Origin of the sequence: Flavobacterium fontis (assembly GCF_900129405.1) — a bacterium.
GTDB lineage: Bacteria > Bacteroidota > Bacteroidia > Flavobacteriales > Flavobacteriaceae > Flavobacterium > Flavobacterium fontis.
Genome location: NZ_FQVQ01000006.1, coordinates 81,600 through 97,512 on the forward strand (window position 1 = coordinate 81,600; position 15,913 = coordinate 97,512).

Annotated in this window: 13 protein-coding genes; 6 read left to right on the plus strand and 7 right to left on the minus strand. The window is 41.6% G+C overall.

What is annotated here, in order from left to right; genetic code table 11:
- The first annotated feature begins 220 nt into the window (after positions 1 to 220).
- On the plus strand, positions 221 to 913 hold the full coding sequence (locus BUC17_RS06800; RefSeq protein ID WP_073362842.1) for a TrmH family RNA methyltransferase: 693 nt from the start codon (positions 221 to 223) through the stop codon (positions 911 to 913).
- Here the strand turns inward: BUC17_RS06800 and BUC17_RS06805 are convergent.
- From BUC17_RS06805 to BUC17_RS06825, 5 genes are all read right to left on the minus strand, one after another.
- Entirely contained in the window at positions 849 to 1,556 is a 708-nt protein-coding gene (locus BUC17_RS06805; RefSeq protein WP_073362843.1) for a hypothetical protein, read from the minus strand. The genes BUC17_RS06800 and BUC17_RS06805 overlap by 65 nt on opposite strands.
- 3 nt (positions 1,557 to 1,559) lie before the next feature.
- Complete coding sequence (locus tag BUC17_RS06810; protein WP_143161741.1) at positions 1,560 to 2,291, minus strand: hypothetical protein; 732 nt, start codon at positions 2,289 to 2,291, stop codon at positions 1,560 to 1,562.
- A gap of 63 nt (positions 2,292 to 2,354) precedes the next feature.
- Entirely contained in the window at positions 2,355 to 3,125 is a 771-nt protein-coding gene (locus BUC17_RS06815; RefSeq protein ID WP_073362846.1) for a carboxypeptidase-like regulatory domain-containing protein, read from the minus strand.
- 231 nt (positions 3,126 to 3,356) lie between these two features.
- On the minus strand, positions 3,357 to 5,195 hold the full coding sequence (locus BUC17_RS06820) for a DEAD/DEAH box helicase (protein WP_073362848.1): 1,839 nt from the start codon (positions 5,193 to 5,195) through the stop codon (positions 3,357 to 3,359).
- A 208-nt stretch (positions 5,196 to 5,403) separates the two neighbouring features.
- Complete coding sequence (locus BUC17_RS06825) at positions 5,404 to 5,979, minus strand: non-canonical purine NTP diphosphatase (protein ID WP_073362849.1); 576 nt, start codon at positions 5,977 to 5,979, stop codon at positions 5,404 to 5,406.
- Between the two features lie 179 nt (positions 5,980 to 6,158).
- Between BUC17_RS06825 and BUC17_RS06830 the strand changes: the two genes are divergently transcribed.
- The 3 genes from BUC17_RS06830 (at position 6,159) to BUC17_RS06840 (ending at position 10,958) form a co-directional block, all read left to right on the plus strand.
- The gene (locus BUC17_RS06830) at positions 6,159 to 8,525 is read left to right on the plus strand and encodes a hybrid sensor histidine kinase/response regulator (RefSeq protein WP_073362851.1); all 2,367 of its coding nucleotides are present in this window, start codon (positions 6,159 to 6,161) and stop codon (positions 8,523 to 8,525) included.
- A gap of 90 nt (positions 8,526 to 8,615) precedes the next feature.
- On the plus strand, positions 8,616 to 9,875 hold the full coding sequence (locus BUC17_RS06835) for a cysteate-C-fatty acyltransferase (RefSeq protein WP_073362852.1): 1,260 nt from the start codon (positions 8,616 to 8,618) through the stop codon (positions 9,873 to 9,875).
- Between the two features lie 324 nt (positions 9,876 to 10,199).
- Positions 10,200 to 10,958 carry a hypothetical protein gene (locus BUC17_RS06840; RefSeq protein WP_073362854.1) on the plus strand — a complete coding sequence of 253 codons (759 nt, stop codon included), beginning with the start codon at positions 10,200 to 10,202 and terminating at the stop codon, positions 10,956 to 10,958.
- Here BUC17_RS06840 and BUC17_RS06845 read toward each other — a convergent pair whose 3' ends face one another.
- Both BUC17_RS06845 and BUC17_RS06850 read right to left on the minus strand, forming a co-directional pair.
- Positions 10,959 to 12,077 carry a GTP cyclohydrolase gene (locus tag BUC17_RS06845; RefSeq protein WP_073362855.1) on the minus strand — a complete coding sequence of 373 codons (1,119 nt, stop codon included), beginning with the start codon at positions 12,075 to 12,077 and terminating at the stop codon, positions 10,959 to 10,961.
- Between the two features lie 4 nt (positions 12,078 to 12,081).
- A complete protein-coding gene (locus BUC17_RS06850) occupies positions 12,082 to 13,065 on the minus strand; it encodes a transporter (protein ID WP_073362857.1) in 984 nt (327 codons plus the stop codon).
- 112 nt (positions 13,066 to 13,177) lie between these two features.
- Here BUC17_RS06850 and BUC17_RS06855 point away from each other — a divergent pair, with 112 nt between their 5' ends.
- Both BUC17_RS06855 and BUC17_RS06860 read left to right on the plus strand, forming a co-directional pair.
- On the plus strand, positions 13,178 to 13,432 hold the full coding sequence (locus tag BUC17_RS06855) for a hypothetical protein (protein ID WP_073362858.1): 255 nt from the start codon (positions 13,178 to 13,180) through the stop codon (positions 13,430 to 13,432).
- Between the two features lie 13 nt (positions 13,433 to 13,445).
- Positions 13,446 to 15,911 (plus strand): YfhO family protein, encoded by a 2,466-nt coding sequence (locus BUC17_RS06860; protein WP_317044508.1) that lies wholly within the window; start codon positions 13,446 to 13,448, stop codon positions 15,909 to 15,911.
- Positions 15,912 to 15,913: the final 2 nt, after the last annotated feature.

The window sequence follows — 15,913 nt, forward strand, 5'->3', positions numbered from 1 at the left end:
TGAGTTATGAATTATGAGTTATGAGTTATGAGTGCTGGATACAGTAGAGGGTGCGTTGTTTTTTGGATCGGATTCATGGATTGGTTAACGCAAAGTAGGAAGTTAATTGTAAAGATACAACAACGATCAAAAATCTATTGCCTTACAAAGTTTACGCTTTGCGAACAGTACTTCATTTTTATTTCAACTTCCTTATTGTATTTTAGCTAAAAAAATACCCATGGTCGATTTGAACTTGTTAACCTATCTCGAGGGGTTTTTAACCGAAGAACGCAAAGAAAAGTTTCAAAAGATATTGGCTTCCCGCACCAATCACATTACTATTGCGATGGAAGACGTGTATCAATTGCACAATACCAGTGCCGTAATGCGTAGTTGTGAAGTATTTGGCGTGCAGCAGTTGCATGTTATCGAACAAAAGTTTGGCAAGCGAATCGATCGAGAAATTGCCATGGGGGCACAAAAATGGGTCGATGTGCAGCGGTATAATTCTGTAACCTCATGCATCGAAAAGTTGCGTTCACAAGGGTATCAAATTATCGCCACCACACCGCACAACGATTCCTGTCTGCTGCATGAATTTGATATCTCCCAACGGTCAGCCCTTTTTTTTGGGACAGAAAAAGAAGGCTTATCTCCTGAAATTCTGGCACAAGCCGATGGATTTTTAAAGATTCCAATGGTTGGATTTACAGAAAGTTTAAATATTTCGGTTTCCGCTGCGATTGTTATTCAAGACCTTACGTCACGATTGCGCCAATCGGAAATCGCATGGTCATTAACCCCCGAGGAACGCCTGCATTATCGAATGCAATGGACCCAAAATTCAATCAAAGATGTGGCACGAATTATGGAACGTTATTCGCAGCCTCCTTCTTTTGAACCTTCACAAAATTCGTCAACGCAAACATAAGAAAGTGTGTTTGGAGTTGGGCTGATGTTAGTTTTGGACTTTCAACGACCATCAGTGTGGTTACTCCCTGATCGGTGGTTGATACCCCATATCCATTAAAGGTTCGATCCTCCTGTTGAAATTGGTAAAACAATTGGTCGGTGCGCTCTGAAGAAGCCTCTTTTTTACTGAGTTTAAAAGCTTCCCGATGTTGTTTTAGCCAAATATTTCCTTTTTCTTCGCCTTCGTATTCAATAACATAGGTAACTGTATTATCGGTCGACTTGAAGCCGAAGCGAATGGGCATTGGCGGATGGGTAAGGAACATTGTTTCTTTGGTCAAGCGAATACTTGTGTTGATGTCAAAAGGAAATAAACTGTCTTTAGCCAACCGTTGAATGCCGCGTTGCAACAACACAATATCTTCGGTTTCACGCAATTCTTGATACGGAGTATACAAGGCTTTGGGGGCCTGTGCATATTGGGTTTCGCGAATCCGTTGCAGGTTTTCTTGCTGCATTTGAAGGGTATTATTTACCGATTGATTTACCGGAGAAATGGTTGGCGCTTGTTGGGTTCGGCTGCATAAAAGGGCGATACGAACTAGCGCAAAAATCAAAATTCCGAACGTGAGAATTTTACGCCAAGGATTATTACTTTCCATCGCTTAAAATTCGGAGGCGTTAAATGTCATGGATTGAATGGCTTTGCCCTCTGGAGTGATTAATTGGTAGGTGACTTTAGTAATCCCCAGGCCACGCATACGGCGGAGCGTATTTTGGGTAGAGGGATCTGATTTTAGTACCTCTTTCAACAAAGGTTCTGCATTGGGTGATTTCAGAATTTCCTGCATGTCGGCAGGCATTTCTAAGGTATAGGTGAGTTCGTTTCGCGATGTGCGTTCAATTTTCATCAAGCGACTTCCATCTTCATATTTCATGGGTAAACTCGCATTCAAGGCGTTGATGGCTGTTTCTTCAGCCGATTGACCATCATTGATCGGGCTACTTTGTTGGGTTTTATCCAAATACGGTTTATCTACAAGCGCATCGGTGATGATTCGGCCGTTGGAGTCGATGATTCTAACTTTAAACTTAACGCCCTCGTTGATGAGTTCCAACATTGATTCTTCGCGTTGAAACATGGCTGGAAGTGCCGAAATCATTAACTGCGCTGCTTGCGAAGCCGTGGGGTCGTTGATGTCCAAAGGGGAAGCCAAATTTAACTCGATAACGTCCAAACCTTCTACTTTGGCTTGGGTGCCCGAAAGTCCACTGTAGGACATGGCAGCGGTTTGATTAAAACCATTGACAAATTCGTGCATTTTTTGAGTGCGCGATTTACAAGAAACGGTAAGCATTGCTATCGATAGTATAGCAAAAAGAGCGAGTTTACGCATGGGTCTAGGATTTTAAGAGCCCAAGGTAGTGCAATTTAGGGAGAAAAAATGCAGCAAGGGAAATTATTTGGACTTGCTCAATACTTTATACTGCTCATAGCATTGGCTAATGGCTTCCATGATTTGCAAATCGTTGGCGGTTTCGATAAAGGCTTCCGAGTAACTACAGCGGCTGAGAATTTCGGCAATATCTTTTTTATCGACGCCCAAAAGAATAGCAATGGTTTCCCGATCGTATTTGGTTTCTAAAAGATTTTTCACTGTATCATCTTTTTTCATTTCCCGTAATTTTCGCAGTTCTTTTGGTTTTTTTCCAAAGAAATTATAGAGCATATCGGCCGGATTAAATACCGAGTTGACCACACGAGTAAAGGCGTTGGGGGAGGATTCTCCCGCTTCATACGCTTGTGGTAAGCCAGAAATGCTATAGCGATAATTTTCAGCAATGGGAATTAATTTGGTGTCGACCTCAAGATACCCCGTGAGCTTGTATTTTCGGATCACTACTTCTTCAAGCGCAATCGCCTTTTCGGTGAGTTCCAATCGAGCGGTTCCGGTTTTTATCCAGTCGTTGGTGACACGAACCCGAAGGGATTGAAATCCAATCATGGTGATGTGAAGTGTATCGTTGACGGAAGCATTGATTTCAAACTCTCCTTTGGTATTGGTTTGTGTTCCTTTGACTTTATTAATATTAATGATATTTACATTAGCCACAGGTAGGGTAGAGGCACTATTGACAATAGTTCCTTTCACCAAGCGATCGGTAGGGGTGGTTTGGGCAGAGACACCAAGAAAAATACAAAAGAAAAGTAATAAATAGCGGTATTGCATGGTCACCAAATTCAGTGTTAAAAGTAGCAATTTTAACAGGAATTCCAATTTCGTATCGAAAGATTATCAGAAAATTAACAGCCCATCGTTAGAGGAGTGTCTTTTATATTGTGCTGTCACAGCCTCCAATAGAAGTATCATAGCCTTGTGGATTAAGGAACAGAGAGGTATCGTGGATTGAGGGGGATCAAAGTTTTATTCAAAAAAAAACCCTCCGAAGAGGGCTTGTATCTAACTTTTACGGCGGCGTTTGGCTGCTTCAAATGCTTTGTTGGCGGGTTGTCGATCGCGACTCGCATCACTACGGCGTCCCAAAGGTCTTGCTTCACCAACACTACGGCGTTCACCACGAGGTTCAAAACGTCCTTCGCTACGGCGTTCACTGCGGCGTTCAGAATGGTCGGCAAAACGATCACGACGTTCGCGTTTACCGCCAAAATCACCACGACCACTTTTACGTCCACCGTTGTCATTTTTAGAGATTTCCACGTTAATTTTTCGGCCTTCCAATTGGAAGTTGCTAAAAATATCCATAACACGTTCAGCATGTTCTCCGTCGGTATTGAAGAAAGAGAACCCTTCTTTTACATCGACTTTGAAAACATCGTCACGTCCTAAATCTAAGGCTTCACGCAAGAAATCTTTCAATTTCATCCAATCAAAATCATCGCGTGTTCCGATATTGATAAAATAACGAACGGCATCGCCAGCTTTAATTGAACCGCCCGACGTACGTTCACTGCTGCGTTCGCTCGATAGGTCTTTTTTCTTTTTGTAGTAATTCAAGAAGCGGTTAAATTCTACCGATACCATTTTACGAATCAAATCCTCTTTGCTTAGGTTTTCAAAAACCTGGTAAATAGCAGGGAGGTAATTGTCGATTTCATGGTCGATTTCGGTATCATGAATTTTATTGGCTAAATGCAATAATTGAATTTCGCAGATTTCGATACCACTAGGAATCGCTTTTTCTTCAAACTTTTGTTTGATGATTTTCTCGATGGTGTGGATTTTTCGTACTTCTGATTTGGTAATGATTACAATGGAAGTCCCCAATTTTCCAGCACGTCCAGTACGCCCCGAACGGTGGTTATAGGTTTCAATTTCATCGGGTAATTGGTAATTGATAACGTGGGTAACGTTGTCCACATCAATTCCACGAGCCGCCACATCGGTAGCAACCAACATTTGGATTTGTCGTCCACGGAAGGATTTCATCACCGAGTCGCGTTGCGCTTGTGACAAGTCGCCATGCAAAGCTGCGGCATTGTAACCGTCTTCGATAAGTTTTTCAGCAACAGCTTGGGTATCGCGTTTGGTACGACAAAAAATTACCGAGAAAATATCGGGATTGGCATCGGCCAACCGCTTTAATGCTTCGTATCGATCGCGGGCATTGACTACATAAAATTCATGGGAAACCGTTGCTGTACCTGAGTTTTTTGCACCCACAGTAATTTCAACGGGGTCGGCCATAAATTTTTTCGCGATGCGCGCCACCTCGGCAGGCATAGTCGCCGAAAATAACCAAGTAGACTTGTCATCGGGGGTATCGGAAAGGATAGCACATATATCGTCATAAAATCCCATATTCAACATTTCATCGGCTTCATCCAAAATGCAGTAAGCGATGTTTTTAATGTTGACAAATCCACGGTTAATCATGTCTTGCATACGTCCGGGAGTTGCTACAATAACCTGAGCCCCACGTTTTACTTCACGGGCTTGTTCGGTAATGCTTGCGCCCCCATACACGGCCACGACATGAAGTCCTTTGATGTATTTGGAGTACTGTTTAAGTTCGTTCGTAATTTGGAGACAAAGTTCGCGGGTGGGCGATAAAATCAAGGCTTGCGTACTGCGGTCCTCGACATCTATTTTTTGAAGTAACGGAAAGCCAAAGGCTGCTGTTTTTCCGGTTCCGGTTTGGGCCAAAGCCACAAGGTCAGTCTCCTGTTCCAAAAGCACAGGAATCGCTTTTTCTTGAACCTCCGATGGAGTTTCAAATCCCATATCGCCAATCGCTTGAAGAAGCGCGGCGTTCAGGCCTAATTGTTCAAATTTATTCATAGATCGTATTAATTCGGGGGCAAAGGTAGACTTAATAATTGGATATAGCTAATTATTAAGTGATTAGTAAGCGGACATTCGGGATTAGTTGGCTTGAAATTCAATAAATTACATCAAATTCTACTGCGATTAATGCAGTTATTTTGCAAGAAAAATGACGAATGCGTTTTTAAAACGGGGTTTATCTACCCAAGATGTAGTTTTTTCTCTATTTATCGGTCAAAAATGCAATTAGCTGCGCCACTGCTTTTCCGCGGTGACTGAGTCGGGCTTTTTCGTCTTGATTCATTTCGGCAAAGCTGATCGTAAAGCCCTCGGGGACAAAAATCGGGTCGTAGCCAAATCCCTGCGTTCCTTTTTTTTCATGGCTAATTTCGCCTTGTACTACACCCGTAAATTGATGTGATTTTCCATTGATATTCAAAGCGATAACCGTTTTAAATTGGGCTTTTCGATTGCTTTTGTCTTCCAATGCCGTCAAGAGCTTTTGCATATTGTCTTGCGCATTTTTCTGTTCGCCCGCATACCGTGCCGAATACACGCCTGGCGCTCCGTTTAATGCCTCGACTTCCAGTCCTGTATCATCAGCAAAACAGGGAAGTCCATAATTTTCTGTAACAAAATCCGCTTTCAATTGGGCATTCCCCTCGAGGGTTAAGGCGGTTTCGGGAATATCTTCAAAGCACCCAATGTCTTGTAAACCCACCAATTCAATGGTTGGAGGTAACATGGCTTGAATTTCAGCAATTTTATGAGCATTATTGGAGGCAAAAACGAGTTTCATTTTTTTTCTTTCAAAACTAGGCAAAAGCAACCAAAAACTACCAACTTTTATTTAGCTTCCAATTTTTTTACATCTCAAAAAACAGTGTAAAATAGCTTTTTTTTAAAAAAAATAATTGAGTCGTAAAACCGAATGACCTACAATATCGTATATTTAGACACACTCTAATCAAATACATCATGCGTTGTTCCCCAAATCTCCGTATGGTACTTGGATTTATGTCTCTTTTTTGGAGCGGAATGGTATGGTCACAATTTCGTGTTACTTCGCCTTCACTTCAAGAAGAATCCTTGCACCGACATGCCGTAATTTACAAAGATGCTACTGCAAAATTAACCCTAGAAGCAGTACAGCAATTGCCTTTGAGTGCGTTTACGCCATTTGTGGTTGAAAATACCGATTTGGGGTTTACCACCGCTACGTACTGGTTGCGATTTTCGATAAAGAATGAATTGAATCATCCTGTTTCCTATTATTTAGAAACCGCTCGCCCCATCATTGATAAAGCTACGCTCTATGGCTTTGAAGGAAAAAAAAGAGTGGTTTTTCAGGAAAGTGGCGATCGAATTCCTATTTCTCAAAAATCAGTAAAGCAGCGAAAAACCTTGTTTACGATTACCCTTCCAGCGCATCAAGAATACCAGTATTGGATACGGTTGCAAAGTGACGGGGAGGTAATTAATGCGCCTTTGTTGTTGCGCAGTTCCGATCAGTTGTTGGACACCATCGCGTTTGAACAGGTGGTCTTTGGGTTCTTTTACGGGATGCTGCTTTTGTCGGCAATCATCTATTTGTTTTTCTTCTTTGCCATGAAACAACGGGTATTTTTGAATTACAGCTTGTATGTCTTTTTTATTGGCATGTTGCAATTTTCAGTCGATGGTTTTTTTCACTATATCCTGGCACCAAATGGCGGTTGGTTTTCCGATAAGGCGGTGATTTTCTTTGCCATAATTGCGGGATATTTTTTAGGACGGTATGCCCAGTACTATCTTGAAGTTTGGAATGTGAGTACCCTCATCAATCGTCTTTTTTATGGGTTATATGTATTCTTAGCGGGATTGATGGTGATTACCCTGTGGGTACCCGATTATTTTTATCTCACCTATCCCTTGATGAACTTGGCAGGTTTGTTTGAATTGCTACTTATTATATTCACGCTTTGGGTCATTTATTTTCGAACGCGAGTGATCTACCAATTTTTCTCCTTGGGTATTTTGTCTTTGGTCACGGGATTTGTAGTGTTTATTTTGAAAAACTTAAGTGTTTTACCCGTTAGTTTTGCCACCGAAAACAGTTCGAAATTGGGAACCGGGTTGGAGGTCATCTTTTTGTCGCTTTCGATGGCGAATTTGATAAAAAAGTTGCGGGACGATCGCGAGCAGTTGCAAATTGAAGCCTTGCGTAAGTCGGAAGAGATGAACGAAATGAAAACCTATTTTTTATCCAATATTAGTCACGAGCTGCGCACACCACTGAATGCCATTTTGAACTATTCGGATGCTATTTTGCAAGAAAGTGAAGCACCAACCATTCGTGAAAAATGTGAGGTCATTCGCAGTAATTCCCGCAGTTTGTTGGGTTCGGTCAACGATATTTTGGATTTTTCTAAAATCGAAAAAGAGGCCATGACCTTAGATCCGCAGCCTTTTGATTTAAAACAATTGCTCAACGATTTGCATCAAGATTTTAAAAACCGCGCTACTGAGAAGCAATTGGACTTTCAGTGGGTTGTGGAAGGAAATGTGCCACACCAAGTCGTTGGGGATCGCGATCGAATTCGACAAGTTTTCTATAATTTGCTGCAAAATGCCCTCAAATTCACCGCCGAGGGTATGATTAAGTTTCGGGTAGAACTCACTACTGAGGGTACCCTTTTGCAAGTGAAGGGGATTATTTCTGACACAGGGGAGGGAATTCCGAAGTCCAAAATGGATCAAATCTATGAGTCATTTACCCAGCAGCGTATCGATAACAAACGGAAATATGGCGGTTTAGGATTGGGATTATACATTGTAAAAGCGTTAATCACGCAAATGAACGGTACCTTACACCTGGATAGTTTGGTCAATCAAGGGACAGTTTGTACGTTGACCTTTCCGCTTGAAATTGTTGAAGCCGAGGCGCCTATTCGCGTGGCAACCCCCGAGGAACGCGATTGGTCGGACACACGTCTTTTGGTCGTAGAGGATAATATGATGAACCAAATGGTGTTGAAAATGATTTTTAAAAAATGGCCTCATCTAACGGTCGATTATGCCATGCACGGCGAAGAAGCACTGACCTATCTTTCGCGTCAAGAATACAATTTGATTTTAATGGATTTACAAATGCCTATTATGGATGGTTATGAAACGACGCAGGCCATTCGAAAGGGACAATCGGGAATCAACTCCGCGGCAATTCCGATCATTGCTGTCACGGCCGATGTGATGGAAGCGACCAAAGTTCGGGTGCGGGAATTGGGGATGAACCATTATATGACCAAACCCGTCGACAAAGCGCAATTGTTGGAGGCAATAGTGGCGTACCGGCAAGAATTATAAACGACACGTTGTTGATATAATCGTGTTAAAGCGCTATGATTAGAAATCGATTATCGTTACTTTTGCAGCGATTATAACCTGTTTTGAATCATGGTAAAAGATTTATTTGAACGAATTCAACAAAATAAAGGGCCGTTAGGGCGATGGGCTTCTCAAGCAGAGGGGTATTATGTTTTTCCGAAGTTGGAAGGTGAATTAGGACCTCGGATGCAGTTTCAAGGAAAAGAAATTCTAAACTGGAGTATCAATGATTACTTAGGTTTGGCCAATCATCCCGAAATCCGCAAAGTAGATACTGAAGCCGCACAACAATACGGTGCTGCCTACCCGATGGGGGCACGTATGATGAGTGGTCACACTACATTACACGAACAATTGCAAAATGAATTAGCGGCTTTTGTCCAAAAAGAAGCTGCCTATTTATTGAATTTTGGGTACCAAGGAATGGTGTCGATTATCGATGCATTGGTAACCAAAAATGATGTGATTGTTTACGACGTCGATTCGCACGGTTGTATTATTGATGGGGTACGTTTGCACATGGGGAAACGTTTTACCTACAAGCACAATGATGTAGAGAGTTTGGAAAAAAACTTGCAACGGGCAACCAAAATGGCGGAAGAAAATGGAGGAGGAATTCTCGTAATTACAGAAGGTGTTTTTGGAATGCGTGGGCAACAAGGAAAAATCAAAGAAATTGTCGACTTGAAGTCCAAATACAATTTCCGATTGTTAGTCGACGATGCTCATGGATTTGGAACTTTAGGAAGAACAGGAGCTGGAGCTGGAGAGGAGCAAGGATGCCAAGACGGAATTGATGTCTATTTCTCTACGTTTGCCAAGTCGATGGCTAGTATTGGTGCCTTTGTAGCTGCCGACCAAGATGTGATTGATTATTTAAAATACAATCTTCGTTCGCAAATGTTTGCCAAGTCATTGCCAATGATCATGACCGTTGGTGCACTGAAACGCTTGGAAATGTTGCGCACTATGCCCGAGTTGAAAGACAAACTTTGGGAGAATGTAAATTATTTGCAAAGTGGTTTAACAAGTCGCGGTTTCAATATTGGCGATACCAACACTTGTGTAACTCCAGTATATTTGGAGGGTTCTATTCCAGAGGCGATGGTTATGGTAAATGATTTGCGTGAAAACTACAATATTTTCCTTTCTATCGTGGTGTATCCAGTTATACCCAAAGGAATTATTTTACTCCGCATGATCCCTACCGCTTCGCATACCAAACAAGATATTGACGAAACATTAGCAGCTTTTGAAGCGATCCGTGAAAAGTTAGAAAACGGAACCTACAAACAAATCGCTGAAGCTACTACGGTAGATGTATCGTAACCCACAACACTAAATTTTTTTCGAATTCATAGCGAATCCATCCTTCGGGGTGGATTTTTTTATTCCATATATGTAAGTCATTTCTTGTTATAAATAATTATAAGAAAAGACTTACAAATAATCTATTTTTATGCATTTTATCGAAAATTGTAGTATTTTACCGATAAAAAATTTCTCAGTTTTGTAAGATAATTCTACATTTGAGTACGTTTTGCCCTAATAACAATTCAATCTACTCGTGTAGAACGAATGGTTTCAAGCAGTACAAAAATAATGTTTAACCAACTCAAAAGCCCTAACTCTGAGTTTCAAAATTGAACGACCATGAAACAAACGTTACTACTAATCAGTTTTTTTGCAGCAAGTGTATCTTTTGCGCAAGTAGGTGTCGGAACAACAGATCCGCAAGCCGATTTAGATGTTCGAACTACCAATCCAAGCGCGCCTGATGCCGCTGCGGGGATTGCTATTCCTCAAGTGGATGCGCTCCCAACCACAGGAAATCGTGCGGGACAATTGGTGTATTTTACTACTGTCAACCGCTATTACTATTATGATGGGGTTAAATGGTTAGCCATCTACCAACAAGTGCATGATTTTGGGGACATGAAATACAGTCTCAAAACAGTGGATCATCAAGGATGGGTATTGCTCAACGGACGTGCTGTGAGTACATTAACTCCTTCTCAACAAGCAGCGGCTACGCTCCTTGGATTCGGTGAAAGCATTCCTAATTTGTCGGATAAAACATTAGTAGGTTCGAGTGTCAGCAAACCTTTGGGGGGCTACGGTGGAAACTCAACGGTAACCATTTCCCAAAATCAATTACCCGATGTAACCTTAACGACTTCTACCAATGGCGCGCATACGCACGGAGCAGGTACGGTGGGGAATTACAACTTAAATCTCACTGGGGGTATTACCTTTCAACTGTTGAATGGTTCAACAAATACGGCGCAAACCACGTCAAGCGGATCGCACTCCCATACCACTTCTTCCATCAATGGCGGAGTGTCACAAGAATCATTAAACATTCAAAATCCCTATATGGCAGCGAATGGATTTGTTTATCTCGGAGAGTAATTATAAATCTTTTTTATAGGTCCTTCTACGTCGGAAAACGGTTGGGTTGAAGTTCTTCCAGATGTTATGAATGGCCGTATTATCCTCCAATTCTGGGGTACGAACACAAGTTTGTACCCCATTTTTTTGGAACGAATCATAATACGCTTCAAAAATTAAAGCAGTTACTCCTTTGTTTTGATATTCGGGATCAACTCCAATGAGATAAAATAAAACTTCATCATGTTTTTTTTGCGCCTTCAACAAGTGATAAAACCCAAAAGGAAATAATTTCCCATTTGCTTTTTTCATCGCTGCCGATAGATTGGGCATCACAATTCCAAAAGCAATCAATTTTCCAGCACTATCGAAAACAAATTTGATGTACTCGGGTTTGATAAGACCAATATATTTTTTTTTAAAATATTCTTTTTGCTTCGCATTGATGGCTACAAATGAAGATAAAGAGGCATACGATTTGTTAAACAAATCAAACATTTCATCAACATAAGGCATGATCTCTGCCGTTTTTTTGAAATTTTTACACACCAACTGGTAGCGTTTTTGTATCAAGGTACTCGCTTTTCGGTACGGTTCGATTTCGACATTTTTAAATGAAAATACATTTTCCAAGTATTCTTTTTCTTTCACAAATCCCAACTGCTCCAAATGCGTTTTATAGTACGGATAATTATACCAAGTTATCATAGAAGCCAAACGGTCAAATCCCTCAGTGACTACTCCCACTTTATCCAAATTGGAGAATCCTATCGGTCCCTCAACATAAGTGAGGTCGTGTTTTTTTCCCAAAGCATATACTTTTTCTAAAAGTGCTTCCGTTACCGAAAGATCATCAATCACATCCCACCATCCGAAGCGTACCTTGCGTTTCTTTTGGTTGTTCACTTCTTCCCAATTGATAATCGCAGCAATGCGACCTACGGTTTTCCCCTCGCGTTGGGCCAAATAAAACAAGGCCTCTGCTTGGTCAAAGGCGGGATTTTTTGTAGCATCCAAGGTGGCCAATTCGTCCTCAATCAAGGGTGGTACCCAATTGGGATCGTTTTTGTACAAGCGAAACGGAAAAGTGACAAATTCGCGAAATAAGACTTTTGAATTGACTTCTATAAGGGTAATCATCGTATTAGGGTTTTGCAGTGGGAACTTCGTCCAAACGTTTTTTTAGCTTTTCTTTCTCTTTTTCTTTCTTTTTCTCGCCTTTGGTTTTTTTCTCTTTCTTTTCTTCTTTTTTGGGAGCGCGAATCAAATTGTCCTCATAATACGTATCCGTTCGCCACGAAACGCCCAATCCCGCATAGGTAATCGAAGGGGTATTTTTCATGTTTTGACTGATAAACGCATCGACTTGAAAACTCGTTCCCCACAAATAAGCGGCTCCTGCGGTCATAAACACATCGCTATAATAGCCTCCGCTAAGCATTTTTCCTTCAATAAATCCCGACCAACGATCAAATCCTTTAGTTATGGTTCCAATGAATCCCACAGTTTGGTTGTTGGAGGCAATTTTGTCTACAAAGGTATTCGTGACAAAAGCCCAAGCACCCGAAAATACATTTTGAGAAATCAACATCACTTTGGGACTAAAAGTACCATACGATTCGCCGGGATACATAAAAGGATAATTTCCTAGTTTAATATTGGTTCCTGCATACACCGAAACCGCCGGAATCATCATGCGCCAATTGAATTTATGGTTGGCCTTCCAGCTGTATAGGTTGGGTTTGGCATCATAGTTTTTAAACGGATCATAAATCAAATATTTAAATCCCAAAAGAACCCGTCGGAAGCCGTCTCGATGAAAATTGCCCGTCGGTGAAAAGTAGCTGTCGTTTTGGTAGGTCATTTCTAAAATCCCTTCCAATTCCTCTTTAAAAAAACCATAGCGTGTGGTCAAACTCACCAAATATCCTTCAGTATTGAAGGCATTACGGTCAAATTGTTCCTGACTGTAGCTAAATCCCGACTCAAATTGAAGGACACGTTTTCCAACCGCATAGGCATTCATCGATTCGCCAGGACGATTGGTGTTGATTTCATCGGTATACTGCGCATGGGTGAGTAATGAGCTAAGAGTGAGAACCAACAGGTATAAAGGGGTGAATTTCATGGTCAATGCGTTGTGGGTTAGGTGACCCAAAAGTACACTTTTTATTATTTATTTATGACCTACACCATGATTTCCTATATGGTTTTTAGTATTTTTGACAAAATTTATACCCATGCAGGAAGCCAGTTTACAAGGACTTCTTAAGACCTTGTTTTATATCATTCTGTTTTACTACTTATTTCGTTTTATCGCCCGCTTATTATTGCCGATCTTAGCGCAAAAAGTGGTTGAAAAAGCCAATCAACAAATGGAAGATAAATTCCGTCAACACCAACAAAATCAGTCTACTACAGCCTCAACTTCAGCGCCTAAGAAGAGCGAAAAACAAGTCGGTGAATACATCGATTTTGAAGAAGTAAAGGACTAGCAAATTTATTTTTATGATGCAAAAAATTCAAGCCTACCTTCAAAAAGGATATCCTCATTTGTTAGCCATTTCGGGATTTATCCTTGTAGCGGTAATCTATTTTTATCCCATTTTACAAGGAAGAAAAATTTACCAAAGCGATATTGTACAATATACGGGTATGGCCAAGGAGCAAAATGATTTTCGCGCTACTTATGATACCGAGCCGTATTGGACCAATAGCGCCTTTGGGGGAATGCCCACGTACCAATTGGGGGCAAAATACCCGCACGATTACATCGGTGCAATCGACGATATAGTACGGTTTTTACCGCGTCCTGCCGATTATTTATGGCTCTATTTTATAGGGTTTTACGTGCTTATGCTCGTGCTTAAAACCGATCCATTGAAAGCTTTCTTTGGGGCCTTAGCCTTTGGTTTTTCAACCTATTTGATTGTCATTTTGGGGGTGGGGCACAACGCCAAAGCCCACGCAATTGCCTACATGCCGTTGGTCGTTGCCGGTGTTTTAGGGGTGTTTCAAAAACGGTATTTGTGGGGAGGTATTTTAACGCTTTTTGCAGTTGCGCTCGAAATCAATGCCAACCACTTTCAAATGACTTACTATTTGCTCATTATACTTTTGGGATTGGGTATTTATTACGGTATCAAAATGTTGCGCGAAAAGGACTTTAACGCCTTGTGGAAAACCGCTGCCACCTTTGTCATCGCATTAATTCTGGCCATAGGGGCCAATGCCACCTCTCTTCTCGCTACCCAAGAATATGCACAATTTAGTACCCGTGGAAAGAGTACCTTGCAACTGGAACCCGACGGAAAGCCCAAAACCGATAAGGCTACTCTTGACCGCAGTTATATCACTGAGTACAGTTACGGAATTGCCGAGAGTTTAAATCTTATTGCGCCTCGATTGTTTGGTGGAGGTAACGACGAAAAATTAAGCGACGACTCAAGCGTGTATCAATTCATGTTGAATTACGGGGCAACCGAGTCGGAGGCCCGCCAGTTTACCGATGCGTATGCGCGAACCTACTGGGGAGAACAGCCTATTGTAGCGGCTCCTGCCTATATTGGGGCCGTTGTTTTCTTTCTTTTTGTTTTGGCCTTGTATCATGACAAACGTCAGCTTAAATGGGTCTTTTTTGGCGGTGCTTTGGTATCGTTGTTGCTTTCATGGGGGAAAAATTTCCCTGCCTTAACCGACTTTTTTATCGATTACGTTCCTTTGTACGATAAGTTTCGCGCGGTATCTTCAATTCAAGTCGTTTTGGAATTGTGTATACCGGTATTGGCGATTATGGGACTCCATGCGTTTATGACCACTGACGCCGAGAAGCGATGGAATAATTTGAAGAAAGCAGGGCTTACTTGTTTGGGTATTTTACTGCTGATTTTTTTCCTCAAAAGCAGTTTTAATTTTTCGGGGACTTTGGATGCGGATTTGCTTCGCATGTTTAGTGAAGGACAAGATAAATCATTCGGTATAGGTTTTATCGACGCCCTTAAAGCCGATCGGGAAACCTTGTATGCTGCCGATTTGTTGCGCTCCGGATTTTTAATGGCCTTAGCCTTTGTGTTTCTTTGGCGTTTTTCTAAAGTAAAATTAGGCGCAATGAATACCATCCTCTGTGTCGGTATCGTTATGGTAATTGATTTGGTATTGGTCGATAAAAAATATGTCGATAGTACTGATTTCGTCTCCGCTCATGAGGTTGATCGTCCTTTTCAAGCCACGCCCGCCGATGAACAAATCTTGCAAGACACTACCTACTACCGAGTGTTGGATGTAGAAGGCAATATGAGCAGTGCCCGCGCGTCCTTTTTCCATAAATCGATAGGCGGATACAGTGCTGTTAAACCCCGTGCTATTCAGGAGTTGTTTGACTATCAAATTGCCAAAAATAACAAAGAGGTATTGGATATGTTGAACATCAAATACATTATCCAAGTGAATGAAAAAGGGGAGCAGTTTCCCACATTTAACCCCAATGCCAATGGCAATGCTTGGTTTGTCCATTCGATTCAAGGCGTACCCTCGGATGATGCGGTAATGAAAAGCTTAGATACGTTGAAAACCAAGTCGGTTGCCGTTTATAATCGTAATGAGTTTAAACCCACAACAACGCGATTTGTGCGCGATACCACGGCTCGTGTACAACTCACAGCCTACCGTCCCAATCAGTTGACCTATGTTTCCAACAGCAAGCATGAAGGTTTTGTAGTGTTTTCTGAAATGTATTACAAACCGGGGTGGCAGGCCAAAATCGATGGAAAATCCGTAGCGTATGGCAAGGTAAACTTTGCATTACGGGGTATGGTTGTTCCCGCGGGTAAACACACGATCACGTTCACGTTTGAACCCCAAGTGGTAAAAACAGGCAGCATGGTATCGTTAGTCAGTTTTATCCTAATTGTGTTGTTATCCATTGTGGGTATTTATCTTGACCGTCGCCAACAGAAAGAACATTCTCCCTCGTAAGG